This is a genomic window from Conexibacter arvalis, from assembly GCF_014199525.1.
Classification (GTDB): domain Bacteria; phylum Actinomycetota; class Thermoleophilia; order Solirubrobacterales; family Solirubrobacteraceae; genus Conexibacter; species Conexibacter arvalis.
The window spans coordinates 1233561-1260164 of sequence record NZ_JACHNU010000001.1; the positions used below are offsets into that span (position 1 = coordinate 1233561).

The 26604-nt window shown below is 73.1% G+C and carries 25 protein-coding genes; 15 read left to right on the plus strand and 10 right to left on the minus strand.

What is annotated here, in order from left to right:
- Window positions 1-217 precede the first annotated feature (217 nt).
- The 5 genes from BDZ31_RS05770 to BDZ31_RS05790 all read right to left on the minus strand — a co-directional run bounded on the left by BDZ31_RS05770 (window position 218) and on the right by BDZ31_RS05790 (window position 6670).
- Window positions 218-1504, minus strand: a complete 1287-nt coding sequence (locus BDZ31_RS05770; RefSeq protein ID WP_221242818.1) for an aminotransferase family protein — start codon at window positions 1502-1504, stop codon at window positions 218-220.
- A gap of 137 nt (window positions 1505-1641) precedes the next feature.
- Complete coding sequence (locus BDZ31_RS05775) at window positions 1642-2454, minus strand: IclR family transcriptional regulator domain-containing protein (RefSeq protein ID WP_183339863.1); 813 nt, start codon at window positions 2452-2454, stop codon at window positions 1642-1644.
- A 790-nt stretch (window positions 2455-3244) separates the two neighbouring features.
- Complete coding sequence (locus BDZ31_RS05780) at window positions 3245-3919, minus strand: winged helix-turn-helix transcriptional regulator (protein ID WP_183339877.1); 675 nt, start codon at window positions 3917-3919, stop codon at window positions 3245-3247.
- Window positions 3920-4131: 212 nt separating this feature from the next.
- The gene (locus BDZ31_RS05785) at window positions 4132-5403 is read right to left on the minus strand and encodes a polysaccharide deacetylase family protein (protein ID WP_183339879.1); all 1272 of its coding nucleotides are present in this window, start codon (window positions 5401-5403) and stop codon (window positions 4132-4134) included.
- A gap of 79 nt (window positions 5404-5482) precedes the next feature.
- Window positions 5483-6670: an HRDC domain-containing protein gene (locus tag BDZ31_RS05790; protein WP_183339881.1), complete on the minus strand. Its 1188-nt coding sequence runs from the start codon at window positions 6668-6670 to the stop codon at window positions 5483-5485.
- 73 nt (window positions 6671-6743) lie between these two features.
- On the opposite strand from BDZ31_RS05790, the gene BDZ31_RS05795 reads away from it, so the two are divergent.
- The 7 genes from BDZ31_RS05795 (at window position 6744) to sufD (ending at window position 13217) form a co-directional block, all read left to right on the plus strand.
- Complete coding sequence (locus BDZ31_RS05795; RefSeq protein WP_183339883.1) at window positions 6744-7271, plus strand: RrF2 family transcriptional regulator; 528 nt, start codon at window positions 6744-6746, stop codon at window positions 7269-7271.
- Between the two features lie 35 nt (window positions 7272-7306).
- The gene (sufC, locus tag BDZ31_RS05800; protein ID WP_183339884.1) at window positions 7307-8077 is read left to right on the plus strand and encodes a Fe-S cluster assembly ATPase SufC; all 771 of its coding nucleotides are present in this window, start codon (window positions 7307-7309) and stop codon (window positions 8075-8077) included.
- Window positions 8078-8090: 13 nt separating this feature from the next.
- Window positions 8091-9332 carry a SufS family cysteine desulfurase gene (locus BDZ31_RS05805; protein ID WP_183339887.1) on the plus strand — a complete coding sequence of 414 codons (1242 nt, stop codon included), beginning with the start codon at window positions 8091-8093 and terminating at the stop codon, window positions 9330-9332.
- A gap of 295 nt (window positions 9333-9627) precedes the next feature.
- On the plus strand, window positions 9628-10044 hold the full coding sequence (locus BDZ31_RS05810) for an iron-sulfur cluster assembly scaffold protein (RefSeq protein ID WP_183339889.1): 417 nt from the start codon (window positions 9628-9630) through the stop codon (window positions 10042-10044).
- 156 nt (window positions 10045-10200) lie between these two features.
- Entirely contained in the window at window positions 10201-10518 is a 318-nt protein-coding gene (locus BDZ31_RS05815; protein ID WP_183339891.1) for a Rieske 2Fe-2S domain-containing protein, read from the plus strand.
- A 1-nt stretch (window position 10519) separates the two neighbouring features.
- Window positions 10520-11962, plus strand: coding sequence for a Fe-S cluster assembly protein SufB (sufB, locus tag BDZ31_RS05820; RefSeq protein ID WP_221242820.1), 1443 nt, complete (start codon window positions 10520-10522; stop codon window positions 11960-11962).
- Window positions 11955-13217, plus strand: coding sequence for a Fe-S cluster assembly protein SufD (sufD, locus tag BDZ31_RS05825; RefSeq protein WP_183339893.1), 1263 nt, complete (start codon window positions 11955-11957; stop codon window positions 13215-13217). The genes sufB and sufD overlap by 8 nt, the downstream gene beginning before the upstream one ends.
- Window positions 13218-13366: 149 nt before the next feature.
- On the opposite strand, the gene htpX is transcribed toward sufD, so the two are convergent.
- Entirely contained in the window at window positions 13367-14293 is a 927-nt protein-coding gene (gene htpX, locus BDZ31_RS05830) for a zinc metalloprotease HtpX (RefSeq protein ID WP_183339895.1), read from the minus strand.
- A 330-nt stretch (window positions 14294-14623) separates the two neighbouring features.
- Between htpX and BDZ31_RS05835 the strand changes: the two genes are divergently transcribed.
- The 4 genes from BDZ31_RS05835 to BDZ31_RS05850 all read left to right on the plus strand — a co-directional run bounded on the left by BDZ31_RS05835 (window position 14624) and on the right by BDZ31_RS05850 (window position 18953).
- Window positions 14624-16489 (plus strand): EAL domain-containing protein, encoded by a 1866-nt coding sequence (locus tag BDZ31_RS05835; protein WP_183339897.1) that lies wholly within the window; start codon window positions 14624-14626, stop codon window positions 16487-16489.
- A gap of 13 nt (window positions 16490-16502) precedes the next feature.
- The gene (locus BDZ31_RS25840; RefSeq protein WP_425492717.1) at window positions 16503-17150 is read left to right on the plus strand and encodes a response regulator; all 648 of its coding nucleotides are present in this window, start codon (window positions 16503-16505) and stop codon (window positions 17148-17150) included.
- 76 nt (window positions 17151-17226) lie between these two features.
- Entirely contained in the window at window positions 17227-18420 is a 1194-nt protein-coding gene (locus tag BDZ31_RS05845; protein ID WP_183339899.1) for a sensor histidine kinase, read from the plus strand.
- A 302-nt stretch (window positions 18421-18722) separates the two neighbouring features.
- Complete coding sequence (locus BDZ31_RS05850; protein WP_183339901.1) at window positions 18723-18953, plus strand: hypothetical protein; 231 nt, start codon at window positions 18723-18725, stop codon at window positions 18951-18953.
- Window positions 18954-18972: 19 nt separating this feature from the next.
- Here BDZ31_RS05850 and BDZ31_RS05855 read toward each other — a convergent pair whose 3' ends face one another.
- Entirely contained in the window at window positions 18973-19314 is a 342-nt protein-coding gene (locus BDZ31_RS05855; protein WP_183339902.1) for a DNA-binding transcriptional response regulator, read from the minus strand.
- Window positions 19315-19379: 65 nt separating this feature from the next.
- On the opposite strand from BDZ31_RS05855, the gene BDZ31_RS05860 reads away from it, so the two are divergent.
- Complete coding sequence (locus tag BDZ31_RS05860; protein ID WP_183339904.1) at window positions 19380-20099, plus strand: response regulator transcription factor; 720 nt, start codon at window positions 19380-19382, stop codon at window positions 20097-20099.
- Here the strand turns inward: BDZ31_RS05860 and BDZ31_RS05865 are convergent.
- Window positions 20081-21982, minus strand: coding sequence for a HAMP domain-containing sensor histidine kinase (locus BDZ31_RS05865; RefSeq protein ID WP_183339906.1), 1902 nt, complete (start codon window positions 21980-21982; stop codon window positions 20081-20083). The genes BDZ31_RS05860 and BDZ31_RS05865 overlap by 19 nt on opposite strands.
- Window positions 21983-22128: 146 nt before the next feature.
- On the opposite strand from BDZ31_RS05865, the gene fdhD reads away from it, so the two are divergent.
- The 3 genes from fdhD to BDZ31_RS05880 all read left to right on the plus strand — a co-directional run bounded on the left by fdhD (window position 22129) and on the right by BDZ31_RS05880 (window position 24787).
- Entirely contained in the window at window positions 22129-22875 is a 747-nt protein-coding gene (gene fdhD / locus BDZ31_RS05870) for a formate dehydrogenase accessory sulfurtransferase FdhD (RefSeq protein WP_183341021.1), read from the plus strand.
- Window positions 22876-22880: 5 nt separating this feature from the next.
- A complete protein-coding gene (locus BDZ31_RS05875; protein WP_183341023.1) occupies window positions 22881-24260 on the plus strand; it encodes an MBL fold metallo-hydrolase in 1380 nt (459 codons plus the stop codon).
- Window positions 24261-24349: 89 nt separating this feature from the next.
- A complete protein-coding gene (locus BDZ31_RS05880) occupies window positions 24350-24787 on the plus strand; it encodes a hypothetical protein (protein ID WP_183339908.1) in 438 nt (145 codons plus the stop codon).
- Between the two features lie 60 nt (window positions 24788-24847).
- On the opposite strand, the gene clpP is transcribed toward BDZ31_RS05880, so the two are convergent.
- Window positions 24848-25429, minus strand: coding sequence for an ATP-dependent Clp endopeptidase proteolytic subunit ClpP (gene clpP / locus BDZ31_RS05885; RefSeq protein WP_183339909.1), 582 nt, complete (start codon window positions 25427-25429; stop codon window positions 24848-24850).
- Between the two features lie 91 nt (window positions 25430-25520).
- On the minus strand, window positions 25521-26603 hold the full coding sequence (locus BDZ31_RS05890; RefSeq protein ID WP_183339912.1) for an alcohol dehydrogenase catalytic domain-containing protein: 1083 nt from the start codon (window positions 26601-26603) through the stop codon (window positions 25521-25523).
- Between the last annotated feature and the right edge of the window lies 1 nt (window position 26604).

Sequence of the window (26604 nt, forward strand, 5' to 3'; positions counted from 1 at the left end):
CCCGTGACGACCTCGGGGGAGAAGCCGTCACGCTTTGAAAAACCCTCACAGGTGACCCGCGTTGGAATCACCGTGAGGGTTACAGTGTGGCGCTTTCCGCCGACGTTCGCATTCCGACAGTGAAGAGGTCTTCACCAATGCGGGCGTGTCGATCGATGTCAGCGCGATCGCCGACGTGGCGGGGCGAGCGCGGGTGCGCCAGCCCCGCCGAGCGGCGTCACGCCACCGACGCCGCGGCGACGGCGTCGAGCGCGCCGCCGATGCCGTCGGCGAGCACGCCCAGCTCCTCGCGCGTGATGTTGAGCGGCGGCGAGACGGCGATCCCCTGTCCGAGGGCGCGGACGAGCACGCCGCGCTCGCGCGCCGCGGCGAAGGCGGCGGCCGGCGCGCCGTTCGCCAGCGCCTCGGCGGTGAACTCGACCGCGGCGAGCAGGCCGACGCCGCCGCGCACCTCTCTCACGAGCGGGTTGGCCGCGAACGGCTTCAACCCGTCGAGCAGCACCGACTCCAGCTCCAGCGCGCCGGCGAGCATCCCCTCCCGCTCGAGCAGGTCGATGTTGGCGAGGCCGGCGACGCAGCAGGCGGCGTGGGCCGAGTAGGTCGCGCCATGGCGCAGCATGTTCCCGGGCTCGTCCCAGAACGGCTCGGCGACGCGCGCGGAGGCGACGACGCCGCCGAGCGGCAGGTACCCGCTCGTCACGCCCTTCGCGAAGGTGAGCATGTCCGGCGTGAGGCCGAAGCGCTCGGAGCCGAACCAGTGGCCGAGGCGGCCGAAGCCGCAGATCACCTCGTCGGCGACGAACAGGATCCCGTGCTCCTCGCAGATCGCCTGGACGCCCTGGAGGTAGCCCTCCGGCGGCGGCAGCACGCCGCCGGCGCCGATCACCGGCTCGGCGAAGACGGCCGCGACCCGGTCGGCGCCGACGCGCAGGATCTCCTCCTCCAGCGCCGTCAGCGAGTCCCACTGGACCTGGGAGGTCTGCGGCATCAGCGGCCCGAACCCGGAGCGGTTGGCCTCGATCCCGCCGATGCTGGTGCCGTAGCCGTTGGTGCCGTGGTAGCCGCCGGTGCGGCCGATGATGTGGACGCGCTCTGGCTTGCCCTTCGCATTCCAGTAGCGGCGGGCGATCTTCGCGGCCGAGTCGAGCGCCTCGCCGCCGCCGGTCGTGAAGAAGACGCGTGCGTCCTCGAGCGGCGAGAGGTCGGCGATCCGCGCGGCCAGCTCCTGCGCCGGCGGCGTCGTGAAGTCGCCGAAGGCCGAGTAGGCCTCGAGCTTGCCGAACTGCTCCATCACCGCGTCGGCGATCTCGCGCCGACCGTGGCCGACGTTCGCGTACCAGAGGCTCGCCGTGCCGTCGAGGTATCTGCGGCCCTCGTCGTCGAAGACCCACACCCCCTCTCCGCGCGTCAGCAGGAACTCGCTGCGGCGCACCGCGGCCATGTCGGAGAAGGGATGCCACAGCCGCGTGTCCGCGACCGCCGCATCGGAGCGATCGGTGGTCATGGCCTCGACTGTCTCAGCGCGAGCGCGGCGCGGCAAGACGCCAAGGGTCCAACGTCGTCGTCGCGCCTTGTGCACGATGGCAGAGCGCCGCGGCGCCGTCGGGCACGGCGGACGCGGGCGCGCGGCGCGTCCGGCCGTCAGACCGCGCTCGGGGCGGTGGTCGAGGCGCCGGCGCCACCCGCCGGCGTGCCGGTGCCCGAGGTCGGCTCGTAGCCGAGCTCGCGCGAGACCTCGAGCATCCGGCCGCGCACCAGCTCGCCGAGCTCGGAGAGGTCCTGCCGAAGCAGGCGCGCGGCGGGGCCCGAGACGCTGGTCGCGGCGAGCACCTCGCCGTTGGAGCCGAAGATCGGGGCGGCGATGCAGAGGACGCCGTCCTCGAACTCCTCGCGGTCGATCGCGTAGCCGCGCGAGTGGGCCCGCTGCAGCTCGACCTCCAGTTCCTCGGCGGCGGTGATCGTGTGGGGCGTCAGCGACGGGAAGGGGGCGCGCTGGCGCAGGTCGGCGAGCACGTCGGGCGACTCGAAGGCGAGCATCGCCTTCCCGGCGGCGCAGGCGTGCGCCGGCACGCGCCGGCCGAGCTCGGTGAACATCCGCACCGTGCGGCTGCTCTCGGCCTGGTCGACGTAGACGATCGTGAAGCGGTCGAGCACGCAGAGGTTGGTCGTCTCGTCGGTCGCGTCGCGGATCATCAGCAGGTGGGGGCGCACCGCGGTGCGCAGCCGCTGCATCCGGTGCTCCTGGCCGCCGGCCAGCTCGACGACCTTGTGGCTGAGCCGGTAGCGGCTGGTCTGCGGGTTCTGGACGACGTAGCCGCAGGCGATCAGGGTCGCCAGCAGGCGGTGGGTCGTGCTCGGCTGCAGGCCCGTGCGATGGGCCAGCTCTACGAGGCCGATCTCGTCCTCGGCGGCGACGGCTTCGAGCAGGTCGAAGCCGCGCGCGACGGACTGCACGATCGCGGGACTCTTCGCCTGCCTGGGAATCGCTGACCTCGTTTCCGGGATGCGGAACGACGACCGTACCAGAGCAGGGGCGATCGGCGGCAATGGTCCGACCAGTCGTCGGCGGAGTCCGCTCTCGCGCGCCCGCGTGCGCGCGACACCCGTCCCGCGTCCGGTTCCGCGTCCCGCGCGACACCCGTCCCGCGTCCGGCGCGACGCTGAAAGATGAGTATTCGTTTGTCAGGAACGCGAACAACCGCTACGACCGAGAAAGTCAGGAGGCGTCTGTATACAGAGTTCGATTCGGTGATCTGGACGTAATTAACGAGTTGACGCGGGCGTCCAGGCGCGTTAGCGTGCCCAACGCGAAACCTCGCGGCTGCGGCGGTTTCGAGTCGTGAGGGGATCGTGCCCGAGCGGGCATCTGATGAAGCGAAGCATGCTGGAAGCTCTTCGGTTATCCGAAGATTAATCATGGGATCGGAAACCGAGCCAAACCTGTCGATCGAGCATCTGCCCGGATGCGCGTCCGCCGCCTGCGCCCTCCTGCACGGGGCGTGCGACGGCGGGCGGCCCCGCGCCTGCGCGAGGTCCGATCGGCAGCGAACGGCGGCGCTCCGCGCGTCGCGCCACCCGCTGCGCAGATCCGGAGAGGCCGCGCCCTCGCACGCGCGCGGCCTCTTCTACCCCGGATCAGCGCGCGTGGCGCGGCGGCGGACGGTCGCCGCCGTCCGCCCGTAGGCCGCCTCGAATCGGCCCGCGGCTTCGGCGGCCACCGTGTGGGGGACACGGTGGCCGCCGATCAACTTGCCGGCGGCCGCGGCCGCTCGAAGCGCGCGAGGAAGTCGGCGGCGAGCGGGCCGTCGCCCTCGATCCGGAGGCCGTTCGAGCCGTCTCCCGGGCTCAGCGCGTGGACCCACTGCTCCTGCGAGCCGCTGATGCGGGCGGCCGGCGCGATCGCCCGACGGCGCTCCACGCGGGCGCGCCCGCCGACCTCGACGAAGGCGTAGTGCTCGGCGCCGTCGCCGTGCTCGATCGTCAGCCCCAGCTCACGCGGCGGGCCGGCGTCGTCGGGCATCGGGCGCAGGAACGGCGCGAGCCGGAAGCAGGCCGCGACGTCGACCCATTCGTCGGCGTGGGGACGCGACCACTGCGTGCGCAGCTCCCAGCGGGCGATCGCGCCGATCACGGGCAGCAGCGCCCGGCCGCGCTCGGTCAGCTCGAGGTCGACGCGCGGCGGCAGCGAGCGCATGCGGCGGCGGACGATCAGCCGCTCGTCGGCCATCTTCGCCAGGCGCGACTCGAGCGCGCCCGCCGAGATGCCGGGCAGCCAGCGGCGCAGCTCGTCCAGTCGCAGCGGGCCGGCCGCGAGGTCGCGCACGATCACCATCAGCCAGCGGTCGCCGACGACGTTCAGCGCACGCGCGTCGGGCGCCCACTGGCGGCGCGGCTTCCCACCGACGTCCGGTTGCGTCATATCGCCCTCCCCCAAGGCCGTCCCCGTCGCGCAGCAGCGGATGCCGGCGCGACGCCCCGAGCGGCCGTCGCAGTGTCTCGCGCTCTCGGCGCTTCGACGGCTCTGGAACACGGATGTTCCCAGGCCGCGCGAGAAGATACCAAAATCCCATCACTTGCTGGGACGATGCGGCGGAGCGGCGCCTGCGTTGGCGGGCCGCGCGCGCGGCGCGGCTAGCCGTATCTGAACGGCGCGCCGGTCAGCTCGGCGACCGTCACGAAGCGGTAGCCGCGCGCCTTCAGCGTGTCGATGATCCGCGGCAGCGCCGCGAGGCCCTGCGACCGCGGCCCGCCGCCGTCGTGCATCAGCACGATCGAGCCGTTGCGGACCCGGTTGACGACGCGCGAGTAGACGGCGCCGGCACCCGGCAGCTGCCAGTCGTTCGTGTCGACGTCCCACTGCACGGTCGTGAAGCCGAGCGTCCGCGCCAGCGACGTCAGCGCCCCGCTGACGGCGCCGTACGGAGCGCGGAAGTGGCAGGGCCGGAAGCCGGTCGCCGCCTGGATCGCGTTGGCGGTCGAGGTGATCTGGCTCGACGCCGCCGAGCCGCCGGCGGAGACGTTCGGATGGCTCCACGTGTGGTCGGCCAGCTCGTGGCCCTCCGCGAGCATCCGCCGCACCATCGCGGCGTTCGGCCCGACCTGCTGGCCGAGCATGAAGAAGGTGCCTCTGACGCCCTTGCGTCTGAGCACGTCGAGGAAGCCGGGCGTGTAGCTCGACGGGCCGTCGTCGAAGGTCAGCGCGACCAGCTTGCGCGCGCGCGGGCCGCTGGTGATGTACGCGGGGCCGGCCGGCGCGCAGCCGATCGGTCTCGGCAGTCTCAGCTGCAGGACGGCGCCGTCGCGCGGTCGCGCGGTGAAGCAGTCGCCCGCGCGGCCGACGTCGCAGCCGTCGGTGCTCGCGAGCACCCGCCAGCGGACGGTCGTCCCGTTCGGGATCCCGACGCGGTCGAGCGCGAAGCGCGCCGCCAGCGAGCGCGGGCTGGGCTTGCGCACGCGCGCGGTCAGCTCGTGCAGCGGTCCGTGGCCGCCGGAGCGCAGCACGCGCGCGAGCGTCAGCGTCGTCTTCGCGCCTCTGCGGCGGACGCAGACGTCGCGGGAGTTGACGGCGAAGGTCTCGTAGACGAGCCGCAGGCAGAGCGACTGCCTGTCGCGGCGCAGCGACGCCGGCGACCAGCGGGCGGTCGTCGCCGCTCTCCACACGAGGACGCCGCCGTCCTGCGTCAGCGACGCGCTCTGGAGCGCGAGCGGCGCCGGGCCGCTGACGACGCCGCCCTGCGCGCCGCCGCTCTGGGCGGCGCCACCCTGCCCGGCGCCACGCTGCGACGCGGTCACGGCGCCCTCGGCCTGGGCCTCGCCCAGCTGCGGTGCGCCGAGCACCGCGCTCGACGGCGCCGCGAGCGCGAGCGCGGACAGCAGGAGGAACTGGGGGAGGCGTCGGGGCATGCGCGTGACCGTAGTCATCGGCACCGGCGGCCGCGACCTGAGCAACGGTTCGTGCAGCGGCGGCCTGCGGCGCGCGGCCTCAGACCGGCGTCAGCGTCAGCTTCCCGCCGGCGATCGTGACCGCCCGTCTGCCGGCGAGCAGCTCCGCGACCTCCTCGCCGACCAGCTCCCGCCGCCAGCCGCCGAGCGCGCGCACGTCGGGCTCGGGGTCGCCGCGGCGGGCGGCGATCACGATCTGCTCGAGCTCGGCGCGGGAGGCGACCAGCTCGTAGGCGAGGCCGGCTTCGATCGCCCGCGCGCGGATGACCGCCTCGACGAGCGCGATCAGCGGGGCGTCGCCCTGCTCCCCGCCGGGCCTGCGCGCCTCGCGCGGGATCGGCTCGGCCTCCCTGCCGCGCGCGACGGCGTCGACGATCGCCTGCCCGCGGCGGCGCAGGTGGCCGCCGTGCAGGCCGCGGATCTGCTCCAGCTCGCGCGGGCTCGACGGCTTGCGCTTGGCGATCTCGACCAGCGCCGGGTCGGGCAGGATCGTGCCGACCGGCTTGTCCTCTGAGGAAGCCGTCCGCTCGCGCCAGGCGGCGAGCTCGCGCGCGACCGCGCGCGAGCGCGGGTCGAGCTGGCCGGAGCGCGGGAGCCGCTCGTAGACGGTCTCGGGGTCGCGCTCGTCGGTGGCGTCGTCGAGCCTGCGGCATTCCTCGCGCGCCCATTCGAGCCGGCCGCTGGCGCGCAGCTGCTCGTGCAGCCTGTCGCTCAGCTGCAGCAGGTAGACGACGTCCTCGCGAGCGTAGGAGAGCTGCTCCTCGGTCAGCGGGCGGGCGTCCCAGCGCGTGTAGCTGGCGGTCTTGCCGACGCGCAGCCCGAGCGCGGCGCCGAGCAGGTTGCCGTAGCCCGTCTGCGCGCCGTAGCCGGCGAAGCCGGCGGCGACCTGCGTGTCGAAGACGTTGCTGACGTCGGTGCCCCACGCGCGGCGCAGGATCGCGACGTCCTGGCGGGCGGCGTGCAGGACGATCTCGACGTCCGGGTCGGCGAGCGCCGCCGCGAGCGGCGCGAAGTCGAGCCGCTCGAACGGGTCGAAGAGCGCGATGCGGACGCCGTCGGGGGCGTCGGGGTCGGGCACGGCGACCTGGACGAGGCAGAGCAGCGCGCGGTAGCGGCCCTCCGACATGAACTCGGTGTCGATTCCGAGCCGGCCGCTCGCGTGCGCCAGCTCGGCGATGCGGCCGATCTCGTCTGCGCCGGCCAGCGCGGGAACAGATGCGTGTGGCACGTGGGGGACTATGCCCGAGCCGCCGGTCGGCCGTCGTCCGAGGAACACCGACCCCATTGGTAGGATTTGGACCATGATCTTCTCCTCCAAGGCGGAGTACGGCGTGCGCCTGATGGTCGAGCTGGGCCGGCAGGATCCGGGCCAGCCGGTCAGCCTGAAGGCGATCGCGGCCGCGGAGAACCTCCCGCTCGCCTACCTCGAGCAGGTGGTCGCGCGGCTGAAGAAGGCCGAGCTGGTCAGAAGCGCCCGCGGCGCGCACGGCGGCTATTGGCTGGCGCGTCCCGCCGAGGAGATCACGATGGACGAGGTCGTGCTCGCGCTCGAGGGCGCGATCGCGCCGATGGAGTGCTTCGTGAACGAGCAGACCGAGCGGGTGCTGTGCTCGCACCTGGAGCACAGAAGCCCCGACCACACGTGCGCGACGAAGCTGCTGTGGATGCGCGTGCAGGGCGGCGTCGTCCGCTCGCTGCAGACGACCTCGCTCGCCGAGCTGGTCGAGTTCTCGCGTCGCGAGGGCACCCCGCGTCCGCAGGCGGCCGCTTCCCCGGGAGCTCCGCTCCAGGTCGCCGCACCTGCCGCACCCGCCACGCCCGCGGCGTGACCGCCGCGTCCCCCAACCCAGAAACCCCGGAGACCATGGCCGAGCTCGAAATCCGCAACCTCCACGTCCGTGTCGGCGAGAAGGAGATCCTCAAGGGTCTCGACCTCTCGATCGGCAAGGGCGAGATCCACGCCCTGATGGGCCCGAACGGGTCCGGCAAGTCGACCCTGGCGAACGTGATCATGGGCCACCCCAACCTCGAGGTGACCGAGGGCCAGATCATCTTCAAGGGCGAGGACATCACGGAGGCGGAGACCGACGAGCGCGCCCGCGCCGGCCTCTTCATGGCCTTCCAGTACCCGGTCGCCGTCCCCGGCGTGACGGTGACGAAGTACCTGCGCACCGTCGTCAACGCCCATCGCGAGGCTCGCGGCGAGGAGCCGATCTCGCTGAAGGAGTTCCGCCAGACCGTTGAAGCGGCGATGAGACTGACCGAGGTGCCGAGACAGTTCTCGACGCGGTACCTCAACGAGGGCTTCTCCGGCGGCGAGAAGAAGCGGATGGAGATCCTCCAGCTCGCGCTCCAGAGACCGGACATGGCGATCCTCGACGAGACCGACTCGGGCCTCGACATCGACGCGCTGCGGACCGTCTCCAACGGCGTCAACGCCGTCGCTGGTGACCACATGGGCGTCCTGATCATCACCCACTACCAGCGGATCCTCCACCTCGTCCAGCCCAGCCACGTGCACGTCATGTACCAGGGCAAGATCGTCAAGGAGGGCGGCCCGGAGCTGGTCGCCGTGCTCGAGGAGAAGGGCTACGGCTGGATCAAGGAGGAGGTCGAGGCAGGCGCCGCCGCCTGACCTCGCGAGAGCCATGACCGCAAGCGCCGCCACCAGCTTCGACGCCGCCGCGGTGGCGGCGCAGTTCCCGATCCTCCAGCGCGACGTCGACGGGAAGCGGATCGTCTACCTCGACTCCGGCGCCACCGCGCAGAAGCCGGCGGCGGTGATCGAGACGATCGAGCAGTCGTTCCGGCTCCACAACGCCAACATCCATCGCGGCGTCTACACGCTCGCGCAGGAGGCGACCGACCGCTTCGAGGGCGCCCGCGCGACGATCGCGCGCTTCGTCGGCGCGCGTTCGCCGGAGACGATCTTCACGAAGAACGTGACCGAGGCGATCAACCTCGTCGCCTACTCGTGGGGCCGGGCCAACGTCGGCGCCGGCGACACGATCGTGCTCACGCCGATGGAGCACCACGCCAACATCGTGCCGTGGCAGCAGCTCGCGAAGGAGCGGGGCGCGAGACTGGCCTACGTCGAACTGACCGCGGACGGCCGGCTCGACCTCGACTCGCTCGACCGGCTGCTGGCGCTGGAGCCGAAGCTGGTCGCCGTCGCGCACATCTCCAACGTGCTCGGCACCGTCAACCCGGTCGAGGAGATCGTCCGCCGCGCCCACGCGGCCGGCGCGGTCGTGCTGGTCGACGGCGCCCAGGCCGTCCCGCAGCGGCCGGTCGACGTCGCGGCGATCGGCGCCGACTTCTATGGCTTCACCGGCCACAAGGTCTACGGTCCGACCGGCGTCGGCGTGCTGCACGGCCGCCGCGAGCTGCTGGAGGCGATGGAGCCGTTCCTGACCGGCGGCGACATGATCTCGCAGGTCGACTTCGACGGCTCGACGTGGAAGGAGCTGCCGTGGAAGTTCGAGGCCGGCACCTCCCCGTACGTCGAGGCGACCGGCCTTGGGGCCGCCGTCGAGTGGCTCGACGGCCTCGGCCGCGAGGCGGTCCACGCCCACGAGGCCGAGATCACCCGCTACGCGATGGAGCGGCTCGCCGAGGTCCCCGGCCTGACGATCTACGGCCCCGCCGCCGAGCACCGCGGCGCGCTCGTCTCGTTCGCGCTCGAGGGCGCCCACCCGCACGACGTCGCCGACATCCTTGGGCGCGACCAGATCTGCGTCCGCGCCGGACACCACTGCGCCCAGCCGCTGATGCGCCGCCTCGGCGTGCCCGCGACGACGCGCGCGAGCTTCGGCGCACACACGACGCGCGCCGACGTCGACGCGCTGATCGACGGCCTCCACGGCGTCCGCCGCATCTTCGGGCTGTAGAGCTTCGTGTGAGGCGCTCCGCGCCGGTTCGCCGGCCGGCGCGGAGCAGCCCCGAAAAGGCGACGGGGGGTGTGGTCGCGACACCCCCCGTCGGTTCGCCGCGTGCAAGCCCGCGTCCCCGCGAGCAGGTGGATGGCGGCAGGTCGGGCCGATTGCGGGGCGCGTGAGCGCCGCCTCGACCAGACGAGCGTCATACTAGACGCTCTTTCTACAGAAGTAAAGTGCATAGAGTGCGACGTCCGCGTCGACACTCGCGACCGGCGCCTCGCGGCAGCCCCGCTACGCTTCAGGTCTGATGGACGACCTCTATCGCGAGTACATCCTCGAGCATTACAAGCGGCCCCACAACTGGTCGCCGCCGGAGGCGGAGCTGGCCTCTCCCGATCTCGAGTTCGAGGACGCCAACCCGCTCTGCGGCGACACGCTGCGCGTCCAGATCGCCGTTGACGGCGACAACAGGGTCGAGCAGATCCGCTTCTCCGGCCACGGCTGCGCGATCTCGCAGGCTGCCGCCTCGATGAGCTCCGACGAGGTCATCGGGATGCCGGTCGACGAACTGCTGGCGCTCGACAAGTCGTTCGTGCTCGACCTGCTCGGCATCGACATCTCCGCGACGCGGATGAAGTGCGCGCTGCTGTCGCTCAAGGTGCTCAAGAGCGCGGCGCTCGGCGGCGCGGCCGCCTGGCCGGACGCCGACGACGAGGCCGCCTAGCGAGCCGAGCCCCGAGCGGCGGCGTTCGGCCGAGGACGAGGCCGCCTGGCCGCCTGGAGCCGCCGGGCCCGCGCGCGCGGGCCGCGGGGTCTCGGCGGGGTCCCCGCTACAATCGGACGGGCAAATCCGATCATCTGACTAGGACTTATCTCCCCCGTGCCGGAAACGATCACCGTCTGTCCACTCGCCGAGCTGCCCCCCGGAGCGATGAAGCTCGTCGAGCTGGACGACCTCGAGATCGGCGTCTTCAACTGCGCCGGAACGATCTACGCGATCGAGGACCGCTGCTCGCACGACGACGGGCCGCTCGTCGAGGGCCTGCTCGACGAGCAGGAGTGCACGATCGAATGCCCCCGCCACGGGTCTCTCTTCGACCTGAAGACCGGAGCGCCGCTCACGCTGCCGGCATATGTCCCGGTGGACACGTTCCCCGTGGTCATCGACGACAACGTGATCAAGCTGGAGGTTGACTGACATGGCCACTCCTGAAGTCATCGCCGAGCAGGAGGCGCTCAAGGGCATCAACGCCGACTACACCGAGCGCTTCGGCTTCCGCGATGCCGAGAACTACCTGTACAAGGCGCCCAAGGGCATCAACCGCGAGATCGTCGAGAAGATCTCCGAGTTCAAGTCCGAGCCCGCGTGGATGCGCGAGTTCCGGCTCAAGTCGCTCGAGCACTTCTTCGCCCACGGCATGCCGAGATGGTCGCCGCCGGCCTCGCCGATGCTCGACGAGGTCGACTTCGACAACATCCACTACTTCGTGCGCGCCTCCGAGCGGGCCGAGCGCTCGTGGGACGACGTGCCCGAGGACGTCAAGAAGACCTTCGACCGCCTCGGCATCCCGGAGGCGGAGCGCAGATTCCTCGCCGGCGTCGGCGCCCAGTACGAGTCCGAGGTCGTGTACCACCAGGTGCGCGAGGACCTCGAGAAGCAGGGCGTGATCTTCGTCGACATGGACTCGGGCCTGCGCGAGCACGAGGAGCTGGTGAAGAGATACTTCGCCACGGTCATCCCGGCCAACGACAACAAGCTCGCCGCGCTCAACTCCGCGGTCTGGTCGGGCGGCTCGTTCGTCTACGTCCCGCCGGGCGTCCACGTCGAGATGCCGCTGCAGGCCTACTTCCGCATCAACACGGAGAACATGGGCCAGTTCGAGCGGACGCTGATCATCGCCGACGAGGGCTCCTACGTTCACTACGTCGAGGGCTGCACCGCGCCGACCTACTCGTCGGACTCGCTGCACTCGGCCGTCGTCGAGCTGATCGCGCTCAGAGGGGCGCGGATCCGCTACACGACCGTCCAGAACTGGTCGCAGAACGTCTTCAACCTCGTCACCAAGCGCGCGATCGCGCACGAGGACGCGACCGTCGAGTGGGTCGACTGCAACCTCGGCTCGAAGCTGACGATGAAGTACCCGTCCGTCTACCTGATGGGCGAGCGGGCGCACGGCGAGATCCTCTCGATCGCCTTCGCCGGCGCCGGCCAGCACCAGGACGCCGGCGGCAAGATCGTCCACGTCGCGCCGAACACGACGTCGAACATCTTCGCCAAGTCGATCTCCAAGGACGGCGGGCGCGGCTCCTACCGCGGTCTGCTGGAGGTCGCGAAGGGCGCCCACGGCGCCAAGTCGAAGGTCGTCTGCGACGCGCTGCTGCTCGACGAGCAGTCGCGCTCGGACACCTATCCGACGATCCGCATCGGCGAGGACGACGTCGACGTCGGACACGAGGCGACCGTCTCGAAGATCGGCGAGGAGCAGGTCTTCTACCTGCAGTCGCACGGGATCGACGAGGAAGAGGCGTCGAAGCTGATCGTGAACGGCTTCATCGAGCCGATCACGAAGGAGCTGCCGATGGAGTACGCGGTCGAGATGAACCGCCTGATCGAGCTGCAGATGGAGGGTTCCATTGGCTAGTGCGACGATCGAGCAGCCGAGCTGGCTGGCGGAGCGCCGTGCGCGCGCCGCCGGCCTGACCGAGCGGCTCGACCTTCCCACCTACAAGGGCAGACCGGGGTGGGAGTTCACCGACATCTCCGCGCTCGACCTCGGCGCCTACGCGCCGGCCTCCGCCGGCGCGGCCGGCGCCGTCGCCGGAGCCGACGCGCTGTTCGTCGGCCTGGAGCAGCCGATCGTCGTCACGCAGGTCGACGCGGCGACCGTCGAGGTCACCGGCGAGCTGCCGGAGGGCGTCGTCGTCAGCTCGCTCGAGCAGGCGGCCGCCACCCATCCGCAGCTGGTCGAGCAGCACCTCGGCACGATCGTCGCCGGCGAGGACGCCTTCGTCGCGCGCAACGAGGCCGGCTTCGCCGGCGGGCTGTTCGTCCACGTCGGGCGCGGCGTCGCGCTGGAGCGCCCGGTGCTCGTCACCGTCGTCCAGGACAGCGACAAGACGGCGCTCAACTGGCGCTCGCTGATCGTGGTCGAGGAGGGCGCCCAGGCCGAGGTGTGGGAGCAGTACCTGTCGGCCGGCGCCGACCGCGACGGTCTCTTCAACACCGTCGTCGAGCTGGTCGTCGGCGACAACGCCAACCTGCGCTTCGTCAACGGCCAGAACCTGTCGGAGAAGAGCTGGATCTTCGGCTCCCAGCGCGCCGAGGTCGGCCGCGACGGGGCGCTCGACTGGGTCTCGCTCGGCTTCGGCTCGGCGCGCGGCAAGGTCCGCACCGAGACCAAGCTCGCCGGCCAGGGCGCCGACGGCAGAGTGACCGGCGCCTACGCCAGCCACAAGCGCCAGCACATCGACTACGACACGACGCAGGAGCATGCCGCTCCGCACACGACCTCCGACCTCGCCTTCCGCGGCGTGCTGCAGGGCCGCTCGGAGGCCGTCTGGCGCGGCAACATCATCGTCGACCCCGGCGCGCAGCAGACCGACGCCTTCCAGGAGAGCCGCAACCTGCTGCTGTCCAAGAGAGCGCACGCCGACGCGATCCCGGGCCTCGAGATCCAGGCCAACGACGTCCGCTGCACCCACGCGGCCGCGATCGCCCAGATCGACGCCGACCAGCTGTTCTACCTGCGCTCGCGCGGCCTCAAGGAGGACGTCGCGAAGCGGCTCGTGATCGAGGGCTTCCTCGCCGAGCTGGTCGAGCGCTTCGAGGAGGGCCCGGTCCGCCAGGTCCTCGGCGGCGCGCTGGAGCGCCGCCTCGCGCTCATCCTCGACGCCTGAACCCGGCACCGCCCGTCACGAACGCGGCGCGAGCGTCCCGAGGACGCTCGCGCCGCGTGTCGTTTCGGGGGCCGGCCGCCGGCCCGGCCGGCGAGAGGTCGGCCGACCAGGCGGCCGCTCGGCCCGGGCGCGTCGGCCCGGCCGGTCCGCTACGGCCGCGTCAGCTCGCGGTAGCCGCGCGCGGGCGGGAGGTCGCTGCCCTGCAGCTGCGCCTCGAGTCTCGCCAGCGCCGCGATCCGCTTCTCCAGCGGGGGATGGGTCGCGAACAGGCCGGCGATCGCCTTGCGCGGGGACGCGGGCAGGATGAAGAAGGCGTTCATCTCGCTGGCCGCGCGCAGGTCGCGCTGCGGGACGCGGCTCATCGAGCCGCTGATCTTCATCAGCGCCGAGGCGAGCGCGCTCGGACGGCCGGTGATGATCGCCGCGCCGCGGTCCGCGGCGAACTCGCGGTAGCGCGACAGCATCTGCATCAGCAGGAACGAGACGGCGTAGACCGCGAAGGAGACCGCGATCAGGGGCAGGATGCCCGGGCTCTCGCGGTTGTTGCCGCCGAAGAAGAAGCCCCACTGCATGATGAAGGCGGCGATGCTCGCGAAGAACGAGGCGATCGTCATGATCATCACGTCGCGATGCTGGACGTGCGCGAGCTCGTGGGCCATCACGCCCTCCAGCTCGTGCGGCTCCAGCAGGTCGATGATCCCCGTCGTCGCGCAGACGGTCGCCGTCTTCTGCGAGCGGCCGATCGCGAAGGCGTTCGGCACGCTCGTCTGGGCGATCGCGATCTTCGGCTTCGGCAGATCGGCCTGGACGCAGAGCCGCTCGACCATCGCGTGCAGCTGCGGCGCCTCCTGCGGGGAGACGACCTTCGCGTGCATCGCGCGCAGCGCCAGCTTGTCGGAGGCGACCAGCTGAACGAAGAAGAGTCCGCCCGCGATCGCGATCGCCGATGCGATCCCGAGCCCTGAGGCGGCGACGGCCGCCATCAGCACGACGTAGACCGCGCCGAGCAGGAACATCGTGAGGATCATCCGGGCTTGGAGGCCCGGGTCGCGGCCGAACGTGGACGGACTGCGCATCGTGGGGTACCGGCTCCTGTCTTCTGAGCAAACGGCCCGCGCGGCGCGCCGGGAGTCAGAGATGGGGCCGGCGCGCCGCGTGGCCTTGGAGGCGCCGGTGGCGCGTCAGGCCCCGACGCGTTGCCCCACCGGCGTGCAATCACTATGCGACACCGCGCGAGCGGCGAGCACGGGTCGAGCGTCGCGAGCTGCGACGGGTTCGCCCCCTTCGATCGCACCCCCGCCGATCGGAGGGTGAGGCCGTCGGCGCGCCGACGTGACGGCACGCGAACGCGCCAGAACGAGGCCCCGGAGCTGCGCCTCCCGCGTGGGATGGCCGATCATCTGTGTGTGGGGGACGCCACGATCGATCGCGGGAGCGCGGGCGAGCCGCTGCACGACGGGACGCCGCAGATGCTGCGGGCGCACAGCGACGTCCACGAGCTGATGGTGCACGAGGCGCCGCTGTCGCAGGTGCTGTCCGAGCTCGTGCTCGCGGTCGAGCGCCAGAGCGACGGCCTGCTCGGCTCGCTGCTGCTGTTCGACGCCGAGCGGCGCACGCTCCACCACGGCGCGGCGCCGAACCTCCCGAGGGAGTACGTCGAGGCGGTCGACGGCGCGCGGGTCGGCCCCGACGTCGGCTCCTGCGGCAGCGCCGCCCACCACGGCAGAGAGGTGATCGTCGTCGACATCGAGCGCGACGACCGCTGGCGCGCCTTCCGCGACCTCGCGCGCGTCCACGGCCTCGGCGCCTGCTGGTCGGTCCCGGTGCTCGACGCCGGCGGCGCGGTGCTCGGCACCTTCGCGTTCTACTGCAGATCGCCGCGAGCGCCCAGCAACGCCGAGCTGCTGCTCGTCCGTCAGGCGAGCCGGCTCGCCGCACTCGCGATCGAGCGCCATCGCGCCCACGCCGAGCTGCGGCGGCTCGCGACCCGCGACCAGCTCACCGACCTGCCCAACCGCGCGCTGCTGCTCGATCGGCTCATCCACACGCTCGCCCGCTCGCTGCGCACCGGCAGCGAGGTCGCGGTCGTCTGCCTCGACGTCGACGACTTCACGCTGTTCAACGACTCGATGGGCCATGAGATGGGCGACTGGGTCCTGCGCCAGGTCGCGCAGCGGCTGTCGACGACGGTCCGCCCGGGCGACACCGTCGCGCGCTTCGGCGGCGACGAGTTCGTGATCGTCGCCGACGGCGTCGACGCCGGCGGCGCGCGCAGGCTCGCCGACCGCCTCCATGCGGCGCTCGTCGCGCCGCTCGTCCATCCGGACGGCAGCGAGCACGTCGTCTCCGCGACCCTGGGCGTCGCGCTCGCCCGCGCCGGCAGCGTCGCCGCCGACGCGATCCGCCGCGCCGACAGCGCGCTGTACGACGCCAAGCGGACCGGCGTCCCGACGCGGCTGTACAGCTCGGAGCTGCGCCGCCGCGCGACCGCTCAGCTGCAGCTCCACGGCGCGTTGCGGCGGGCGCTCGCGCGCGAGGAGATGCACCTCGCCTACCAGCCGGTGCTCGACCTCGTCGACGGCGGGATCGTCGCGTTCGAGGCGTTGATGCGCTGGGACAACCCGCAGCTCGGCCGCGTGCCGCCGAGCCGCTTCATCCCGGCTGCCGAGGAGACCGGCCTGATCATCGAGCTGGGCGACTGGGCGCTCGCCGCGGCCGCCGCGCAGGGACGGCGCTGGGCGGATCTCGGCGCGCCGGTCGCGGTCGCCGTCAACATCTCCAGCCGCCAGCTCGCCGACGCGGCGCTGCCGGCGCGCGTCGAGCGGATCGTCGCCGACGCGGGGCTCGATCCCGAGTACCTCGTGATCGAGATCACCGAGACGGCGCTGATCGAGCACGACGAGCAGGCTGCGCGGTCGCTGTCGGCGCTGAGCGACCTGGGCGCGGCGATCGCGCTCGACGACTTCGGCACCGGCTACTCGAGCTTCGCGCGCCTGCGCCGGCTGCCGATCGGGATCATCAAGATCGACCGCGAGTTCGTCGCCGGCCTCGGCGCCGACCCCGACGCCGACGCGATCGTGACCGCGATGGTCGGGCTGGCGCAGGGGCTCGGGCTGCTCGTCACGGCCGAGGGCGTCGAGACCCCGGAGCAGCTGTCGGCGCTGTCGGAGCTCGGCTGCACGCACGTGCAGGGCCACCTGCTCGGGCGCCCGCAGTCGGCGGCCGAGGCGACGCGGACGCTGCTGAACCAGAGCGCCCTGCCGCCCGGCTGATACAAACGCACGTGTGAGCGCTTCCCCTCCCCGCGTGCGCGTGCTCGTCGCCGACGACCACCCGCTCTTCCGCGAGGCGATCGTGCGGACGATCCGCGAGCGGCCCGAGTTCGAGCTGGTCGCCGAAGCGGCCGACGGGCGGGCGGCGCTGGAGGCGATCCGCGACCTGCGCCCGGACGTCGCCGTGATCGACGTGAAGATGCCCGAGCTCGACGGCCTCCAGGTCGTCGCCGCGATCAGACGCGACGAGCTGGAGACGCGCGCTCTGCTGCTGAGCGCGTACCTCGACAGCGCGATCGTCTTCCAGGCGGTCGGCGCCGGCGCCGCCGGCTACCTCTCCAAGGAGGCCGACCGGCGGGTGATCGGCGACGCGATCGCCGCGGTCGCGCGCGGCGAGACCGTGCTCTCGCCGGAGGCGCAGGCCGGGATCGCCGCCGAGGTTCGCTCGCGCCAGAGCGACGAGCGGCCGCTGCTGACCCCGCGCGAGCGCGAGGTGCTCGCGCACGTCGCGGCCGGGCGCGGCGCGCCGGAGATCGCGCGGCTGATCCACCTCAGCCCGGCGACCGTCAAGGGGCATCTGCAGAGCCTCTACGAGAAGCTCGGCGTCTCCGACCGCGCGGCGGCCGTCGCGGAGGCGATGCGCCGCGGCCTGCTGGAATGAGCGGAGCGCGGCGGTCTGCGGCCCTGCCTTCCGCCGGGCGGGCCCGCCCGGCGGCTCGCTCGCCCAGGGGGACGCGGTGACCGGCGCGCCGCTGCCGCGCGCCCACCGCCGCGAGGCGGTGCGGGTGTGGGCGCTGATCCGCCTGGCGGCGCTGCCGGCGATCTTCCTCGGCGAGCGGCTGGTCGCGCATCCGAGCCCGCGCAGCGACCCGTTCGTCCCGCTGATGATCGCGGCGACGGTCTATGCGCTGATCGCGTGCGTCGTCGCGTTCGCGCCGCGGGCGCGGCAGCTCCCGCCGCAGCTGCTGGCGACCTTCGACCTCGCCTTCATCTGGGCGCTGACCTACACCTCCGGCGGCCCCTTCTCGCAGCTCCGCTACGCCTTCTTCCTGCTGCCGATCGGCGCGGCGCTGCTGCTGCGGCCGCCGCTGACGGCGTGGGCGTCGCTGGGGATCGTCGTCGGCTACGTCGCGATCGCGCTGCTCTACCCGACCGAGGACGCCGCCGACTTCGAGCTGACGCAGGGGCTGTACCTCGTGTGGATGGGGATCGTCGCGGTGCTGCTGTCGCGCCTGCTCGCCCGTCGCGCCGACGAGGTCGAGCGGCTCGCCGCCAGCCGCGGCAGGCTCGTCGCGCAGGCGCTCGACGCCGAGGACCGCGAGCGCAGCCGGCTCGCCGGAGCGCTCCACGACGAGGCGGTCCAGAACCTGCTCGCCGCGCGTCACGAGCTGGCGGCCGGCGGCGACCTCGGCTTCGTCCAGCAGGGGCTCGACCGCACGATCGGCCAGCTGCGCGACGCGATCTTCGACCTCCACCCGGCCGCGCTCGACCACGCCGGCCTCGCGGCGGCGCTCGACGCGGTCGCCGAGCACGCCGGCAGGCGGGCCGGCTTCGGCTGGCGGGTCGTGGTCGAGCCGGACGCCACCGGCATGCACGACCAGCTGCTGTTCTCGCTGGCGCGCGAGCTGATCCTCAACGTCGCCGAGCACGCGCGCGCGAGATCGCTGACCGTGCGGGTGCGGCGGACGCCGGCGGAGCTGGTGCTGGAGGTCGCCGACGACGGCGTCGGGCTCGACCCCGAGCGCCTGCGGGACGCGCCGCTGGCCGGCCACATCGGGCTCGCCTCGGCGACCGAGCGGGTCGAGGCGCTCGACGGGCTGCTGGAGATCGCCGCCCGTCCCGGCCAGGGGACGCTCGTGCGCGCCCGCATCCCGGTGACCTCGGCCGAGGCGACCCGCCGCGACGCCGGCGCCGCCGCCGACCCATCCTGAATTCACACCGCCGCTCGGGATACGCTGCCGGCAACGCCCCGGGACGACCGGTCCGCGTGCACGGAGGTCGCACGCGGACCGGTGGGGCGGTCCCTCCGGCTTCAGTAGGCTCGCTCGCGACGAGAGGAGCCGCATGGAGCAGCTGATGCTGACGCCACGCCCGCGCAGAGCGCCCGCCGCCACCCGCGACGCCCTCTGCCCGACTTGGCGCCGGCGGCTCGCCATGCATCTGGCCTGAGCCGACCGGTGAACGGGTAGTCCGTCACTGCGACCAGTGAGCGGACCAGAGACGAGGAGGACCGGTGAAGTTCAACCGCATCGCCGAGAAGGCCAAGCAGGCGATCGACAGACGCGGCGGCATCGACGCGCTGAAGGAGGACCTGCAGGAGGTGAAGGACGCGGCGACCCGGAGAGGGAGCTTCAAGGACAAGGCGAGAGCGGCGGCCGACGCGGTCAAGACACCGGGCAGAAACCCGGACCGCGCGAGAGCCCCGTCGGATCAGACGCCTCCGAGCCCGCCGCCGGCGGCCTGACGGGGTTGCGACGGGGTCGTCAGCAGGGCGCGGCTTCGACCGCCGCGGTGAGCGCGTGCTCCAGCGCGTCGCGCTGGAACGGCTTCAGCACGTGCGCGACCGGCTCGAGCCCCTGCAGCTGCGGGCTCGGCGGGAAGATGCTGCAGATCACGATCGGCAGCTCGGGATGCTCGGCGCGCAGCGTCCGCGCCAGCTCGAGCCCGCCGTTGAAGGCCGGCTCGAGCAGCAGCACGTCCGCGTTCTCCGCAGCCGCGGCGGTGTGCCGGTCGTGGACGACCGGCTCGTGGCCCAGCCGGACGATCGAGCGCTCCAGCAGCGCCCGCACGTCGGCGGACGGTTCGGCGATCAGGACCCGAGCCATTGAAGGATCATCCGGTGATCGCGTGGCGGGCGTGCATGAATCCGGTATGGACATGGAGGTGAGCCATGGCTGATGTGCTCGTCGTCGAGGACGAGGAGGACGTCCGCCGGCTGGTGCGGGTCCTGCTCGAGCGGGCCGGGCACTCGGTCGCCGAGGCCGGCAACGGGATCGAGGCGCTCGCGCTCGTCCAGGCCGACGCGCCCGACCTCGTCGTGCTCGACGTGACGATGCCCGAGCTCGACGGCTGGCAGACGCTGGAGCGGATCCGCGACCTGTGCGAGGTCCCGGTGCTGATGCTGACGGCGCGCGCCGGCGAGCTCGACAAGGTTCGCGGGCTCAAGAGCGGCGCCGACGACTACGTCACCAAGCCGTTCGGCCGCCAGGAGCTGCTCGCGCGCGTCGAGGCGCTGCTGCGCCGCACCTCGGGCCCCCCGGAGGTCCGTCCCGCCTACAGAGACGCCGCCGTGACGGTCGACTACGTCAGCCGAGAGGTGCAGGTCGGCGGGCGCCCGGTCCAGCTGACCCCGCTCGAGTTCAAGCTGCTGTCGGCGTTCGTGCGCCATCCCAACGAGACGCTCGGCCGCGACCGCCTGCTGGAGCTGGTGTGGGGCGACAGCGAGGGCTTCGGCGGCGACCAGGTGAAGCTGTACGTCGGCTACCTGCGCCGCAAGCTCGGCTGGGACGCCGCCGCGCCGTCGCCGATCGAGACGGTGCGCGGCTTCGGCTACCGCTACCGACCGCCGGAGCGGCGCAGCGGCCAGGCCGCTCAGCCGTCGGCCGAGTAGTCGCCGTCCTCGGGCGGGCGGTCGCGGTAGGCGACCGGCGCGAGGACCCTGCCGTCCGGGCGACGCGAGGTGGTCAGCGGCAGGCGCACGGTGAAGGTGGTGCCGACGCCGACCTCGCTGGAGACGGCGATCTCGCCGCCGTGGGCCGCGACGATCGCGCGCACGATCATCAGCCCCAGGCCGACGCCGGGCACCGCTCTGGCGGTCGCGTTGGAGGCGCGGAAGAAGCGGTCGAAGAGGCGCGCCTGCTCCTCGGCCGGGACGCCGACGCCGGTGTCGGAGACTTCGATGCGCGCCTGGCCGCCGTCGCTGCTGAGCCGCACCTCGACGTGGCCGTCGGAGGGCGTGAACTTGAGCGCGTTCGAGATCAGGTTGTCGAACACCTGCGCGATCCGGTCGCGGTCGCCGACGCACGGCTCGACGGGCTCGATCTTGGCGCTCAGCAGGATGCCGGCGTCCTCGGCGCGCGGCCGCGCGCCCTCGACCGCCTCGCGCGTGATCTGGGGGAGGTCGACGATGCCGGGGTCGAGCAGCAGCGAGCCCGACTCGACCTGCGCGGCGAACAGCAGGTCGCCGACGAGCCGCAGGAGGCGATGGGCGTTGCGCTCGACGATCTGGAGATGGCGGATCTGCTCCTCGTCGGCGGCGTCCTCGCGCGCGTGCTCGCCGAGCACCAGCTCGACGTACCCAAGGATCGCCGTCAGCGGCGTCCGCAGCTCATGCGAGACGAGCGCGAAGAACTCCTCCTTGACGCGCTCGGCCTCGCGCTCGCCGGTCACCTCGCGCAGGACGAGCAGCCGGCCGATCAGCCGCCCGTGGCTGTCGTGGACCGGAGCGGCGTAGCGCGCGAAGGCGCGGCGCGTGCCCAGCAGCGTGATCTCGTCGCGGGATTCGCCGGCCTCGTGACCGAGGTCGAGCGGCAGCAGCGTGCCGTGCTGGTCGATCGCGGTGGCGCGCGGCCCGAACGCCTTGCGGACGGCTCGCATCGGCGGGTTGTCGACGATCGGGACGCCGTTGGAGTCGAGCAGCGCGATCGCGTCCGGCGTCGCGTCGAGCACCGCGCGCAGGACGCTGGCGCCCTCCCGCGCGGAGCGGACCGCGTCGACCAGCTCGGCGCCGCGGTTCTCCAGCTCGGCGTTCTGCCGCTCGAGGCGGCTGCGGCTCTCCTGCAGCGACGCTCCCATCTGGTCGAAGGTCTGCGCCAGCTCGGCGACCTCGCCGGTGCCGCCGTGCTCGGCGCCGACGCGCGCGTTGAGGTCGCCGGCGGCGATCGCGCGCGCCGTGTCTGCGACGCGGCCGAGCGGCCCCAGCACGGCGCGCCGCATGTACAGCAGGCAGCCGACGACGAGCAGGATCGTCGCGACGATGCCGACGACGCCGACGTACTCGGCCAGCTCCGCGAGGCGGCCGGTCCTCTCGCGCCGCGGCAGCAGCGTGTCGCGCTGACCGTCGACGAGCTGGCTGAGACGGACGCCGGTCCGCTCGGCCGCCTCCTCTCTGACCGCGAGCTCGCCGACGGTCGGCAGGTTCGACGGCGCCAGCGCCAGGATCGGGCGGGCGGTCCCGTGGACGTAGCGCTGCGCGTCGACCAGCTCGCGCCGGATCGCGGCGGTGCCCGGCTCGGGGTGGCTGTCGATCGTCTCTTCGGCGAGCGTCAGCCGGCGGTCGAGCGTCGCGACCAGCCGGGTCAGCACCGCGCGGTTGCGCAGGCTCGGGTCGCGCACGTAGTCGCGCAGCACCGGCTCCAGCGCCTGCAGCGCGCCCTGGACTCTGCTCGTCGCGACGACGACCCTCGCGGTCTGCGCCGCCCGCTCGTCGGTGCCGCGCAGCTCGCGTATCGCGACGAGCATCACGACGAGCACGGCGAGGAAGAGGACCGTCATCGTGCCGATCCCCGCGAGAAGCCTCCTCCGCAGACCTCCGGTGCGGCGCATGCACGCCACACCGTAGCGCGCATCGGGCGCCTTGCCGAGCGGCCGCGTACGATCGTCGCATGGCGGGAAGCGCCGAAGACGTGAAGGTGCGCGGAATGCACGCGGCGATCGAGCGCGACGGCGTCCGCGACTACGTCGCGGTCGAGGAGCCGCTCGAGATCCGGGTCGACGGCCGTCCGCTGGCGGTGACGATGCGGACGCCCGGCGACGACGAGCGGCTCGCCGCCGGCTTCCTGCACGGCGAGGGGCTGATCGACCGCTGGCCGCCGATCGGGCCGAGCGGCGACCTCGCCGCCAACGTCGTCGAGGTCGCGGGGCCGCTGCTGCGCGACCCGGGCGCGCGCAGCTTCTACACGACCTCCTCGTGCGGCGTCTGCGGCAAGGGCGCGATCGACCAGGTCGCCGTCGACGCGCCGCCGCTGCCGCTCGACGCCGACCTGCCGCCGCTGCCGCGGGCGCTGCTCGCCACCCTGCCCGAGCGCCTCGTCCAGCCGGAGTTCGCCCGCACCGGCGGCCTGCACGCGACCGGCCTCTTCGACCGCGACGGCGGGCCGCGCTGCGTGAGAGAGGACGTCGGCCGCCACAACGCCTTCGACAAGGTCGTCGGCTGGGCGCTGGAGCGCGGCGAGCTGCCGCTGCGCGACGCGCTGCTGTGCGTCAGCGGGCGGCTCTCGTTCGAGCTGGTGCAGAAGGCGGTGCTGGCCGGTGCGCCGGTGCTCGTCGGCGTCGGCGCGCCGACCTCGCTCGCGGTCGCGCTCGCCCGCGACCGGGGCCTCACGCTGTGCGGCTTCGCGCGCGGCGGTCGGGTCAACGTCTACAGCGGAGAGGAGCGGGTGGCGTGACGCGCATGCTGCTGCGCCAGGTGATCCACGACGACCTCGGCTGCGCCTCGTACCTCGTGGGCGACGCGGGCGCCGGCGTTGCCGCCGTCGTCGACCCGCGCTACGACGTCGGCGAGTACCTGTCGCTCGCGCGCTTCCTCGGCGTCCGCATCGCCCACGTGCTGGAGACGCACACCCACGCCGATCACGTCTCCGGCCACGGCCGGCTCGCCGCCGCGACCGGCGCGACGATCCACATCCACCGCCTCGCGCAGGCGCGCTTCGAGCACGTGCCGTTCGACGACGGCTGGGAGCTGGAGCTCGGGGAGCTGCGCGTGCGGGCGCTCCACACCCCCGGCCACCGGCCCGAGCACACCGCCTTCACGCTCCACGACGTCGGTCGCGCCGACGAGCCGTGGGCGGTGCTGACCGGCGACAGCCTGTTCGTCGGCGACGTCGCGCGGCCCGACCTCGCGATCGAGAAGCGCGACGGCGCCCGCGGGATCTTCCGCTCCCTGCACGAACGGCTGCTGACGCTGCCGGACATGACGGAGGTGTGGCCCGGCCACCTTGGCGGCTCGATGTGCGGCGGCCCGGGGATGGACCTCAAGGTCGCCTCGACGATCGGCTACGAGCGCCGCCACAACGCCCGGCTGCAGGAGCGCGACGAGGAGCGGTGGGTCGAGCAGGCCGTCGCCGGGCTCGGTCCGCAGCCGCCGAACTTCGAGGCGATCGTCGCGCTCAACAACGGGCCGCTGCTCGCCGGCGGGGCCGAGCTTCCGCCGCTGGAGCCGCACGAGGTCGAGCGCCGCGCCGGCGCCGGCGCGCTCGTCGTCGACGTGCGCACCGACGTCCAGTTCGACGACGCCCACATCCCCGGCGCGGTCTCGATCCCGATCCAGCATGCCGGCTTCGGCACCAAGCTCGCGTGGGTGCTCGCGCCCGACCAGCCGCTGGTGCTCGTCGGCCGCGACGACGACGACGCCGAGCACGCCGCCGCGCTCGCGCTGGCGGTCGGCGTGCGTCGCTTCGACGGCCGGCTCGCGGGCGGGATGACGACCTGGCGCGCCGACGGGATGCCGGTCGCGCGGATCGAGCGGGTGGCGGCCGAGCGGCTGCCGGAGCGCCGCGCGAGCGACCCGGAGCTGCAGGTGCTCGACGTGCGCGAGCGGAGCGAGTGGGAGGCGGGGCGCCTCCCCGGCTCGCTGCACGCGCCGTATCACGAGCTGAGGGAGCTGCCGGAGGCGATCGACCCGCGCCGTCCCGTCGCGGCGATCTGCGCGAGCGGGCAGCGCAGCGGCGTCGCGGCGAGCCTGCTCGCGCGGCTCGGCGTGCGCGAGGTCGTCCACGTCGTGAGAGGCGGCGTCGGCACGCTCGAGCGAGCCGGCGTGCCCTTGGAGCGCTGAGGCGACCGCGGCCGTTGCCTGCGCGCCGCTCGCGGGCAGACTGGGAGTGATCCGCGTCCCCGCGGCCGCCCGCATCGGAGGTGCCCGCCATGACGGAGCCCGCTCGCATCCTGCTCGTCGCCAATCGCACCGCCTCGACCGAGGGGCTGCGCGAGGCGGTGCGCGCCCGCGCCGCCCGCGGCCCGGCGACCTTCCACCTCGTCGTCCCGGCCCATCCGCACGGGCTGCACCGGGTCGTCGACCCGCAGGAGGGAGACGCGGGCACGGCGCAGCATGTTCTCGACGAGGCGCTGCCGGGGCTCTCCAAGGCGGCCGGCACGCCGGTCACCGGCAACGTCGGCGACGCCGAGCCGCTGATGGCGATCGCCGACGCCGTCAACCGCGACCGCTACGACGAGATCGTGATCTCGACGCTGCCGCGGCGGATATCGCGCTGGCTCCACCTCGACCTGGTCAGCAAGGCGAGAGGCCTCGGTCTGCCGGTGACCCACGTCGAAGCGGTCGACCGGGAGGTCCCGGCCGGGTGAGGCCGCGCGGCGAGCGGGGCCGCGGCCAGGCCCCGCGGACGCTCGGCCGCAGCGGGCCGCTCAGTGCTTGTCGATCACGCGGTCGATCAGGCCGTACTCGACGGCCTGCTCGGGCTTGAAGAAGCGGTCGCGCTCCATGTCTGCGTGGACTCTCTCCTCGCTCTGCCCGGTGTGGTAGGCGTAGATCTCGTCGATCCGCTTGCGCGTCTTGAGGATCTCGTTGGCGTGGATCTCGATGTCGGTCGACTGGCCCTCGAAGCCGGCGGAGGGCTGGTGGATCAGGATCCGGCTGTTGGGCAGCGACATGCGCTTGCCTCTCGCGCCGCCCATCAGCAGCAGCGAGCCCATCGACATCGCGATCCCGACGCAGATCGTCTGCACGTCGGGCTTGATGAACTGCATCGTGTCGTAGATCGCGAGGCCGGCGTAGATCGAGCCGCCCGGCGAGTTGATGTAGATCGAGATGTCCTTGTCGGGGTCGCTCGACTCGAGATGGAGGAGCTGGGCCACGATCAGGTTCGCGATCTGGTCGTCGACCGGCTGCCCGAGGAAGATGATCCGCTCGTTGAGCAGGCGGCTGTAGATGTCGAACTCGCGCTCGCCGCGCGCGGTGCGCTCGATGACCATCGGGACGAGGGGCATGTGCGGGTCGGACCTCCTTGGTGGCGCGGCGTGGTGGGAACGGCGGTGCTGCTGTCTTCCACTCTGGCAGATCGGCGGCGGCGACAGCCGCTCAGGCGACGCGCAGCACGGCGGCGCCCTCGAAGGCGCCGGTGCGCAGGTCGGCGAGCGCCCGCTCTGCGGCGTCGAGCGGGTAGGTCGTGATCTCGGTGCGCAGCGGCACCGCGGGCGCGAGCGCGAGGAACTCCTCGCCGTCGGCGCGCGTCAGGTTGGCGACCGATCTGATCGTCCGCTCGCCCCACAGGTCGAGGTACGGGAACGAGGGGATGTCGCTCATGTGGATCCCGGCGCAGATCACGCTCCCGCCGCGCACGACGTTGCGCAGCGCGATCGGCACGAGCGCGCCGACCGGCGCGAAGATCAGCGCCGCGTCGAGCGGCTCCGGCGGGCGCTCGGCGCTCGCGCCTGCCCAGACGGCGCCGAGCTCGCGCGCGAAACGCTGACCGGCGGCGTCGCCCTCGCGCGTGAAGGCGAAGACGTCGCGGCCCTCGTGGACGGCGACCTGGCAGATCAGGTGGGCGGCGGCGCCGAAGCCGTAGATGCCGAGGCGCGCCGCGTCGCCGGCCATCCGCAGCGCGCGGTAGCCGATCAGGCCCGCGCACAGCAGCGGCGCGAGCTGCTCGTCGGAGACTGGATCGGTCGCGGCCTGCCGGCCGCCCGCCGCGGCCGCGGCCTCGCGACCGGCCGCCGCGCCCGCGCCGCCCGCCGCGCCCGCGCCGCCGCCGCGATCGGGCAGCGGGAAGCAGAAGCGGGCGTCGGCGGCGGTCAGCTCGGCGTACCCGCCGTCGCGGTCGCAGCCGGTGAACTGCGCCCTGGCGCAGAGGTTCTCGCGGCCGCTGGTGCAGTAGGCGCAGAGGCCGCAGGTCCAGCCCAGCCACGGCACGCCGACGCGCGCGCCGACCGCGGCCCGCGCGCCGGCCTCGACGTCGCCGCCGATCACCTCGCCGACGATCTGGTGGCCGAGCACGAGCGGGCTGCGCCCGGCCGCCAGCTCGCCGTCGCGCAGGTGCAGGTCGGTGCGGCAGACGCCGCAGGCCCGCACGCGCAGCAGCAGCTCGCCCGGACCGGGCTCCGGATCGGGCAGCTCGGCCGCTCGCAGCGGCCGGTCCGGGGCGTCGAGCACCATCGCGCGCACG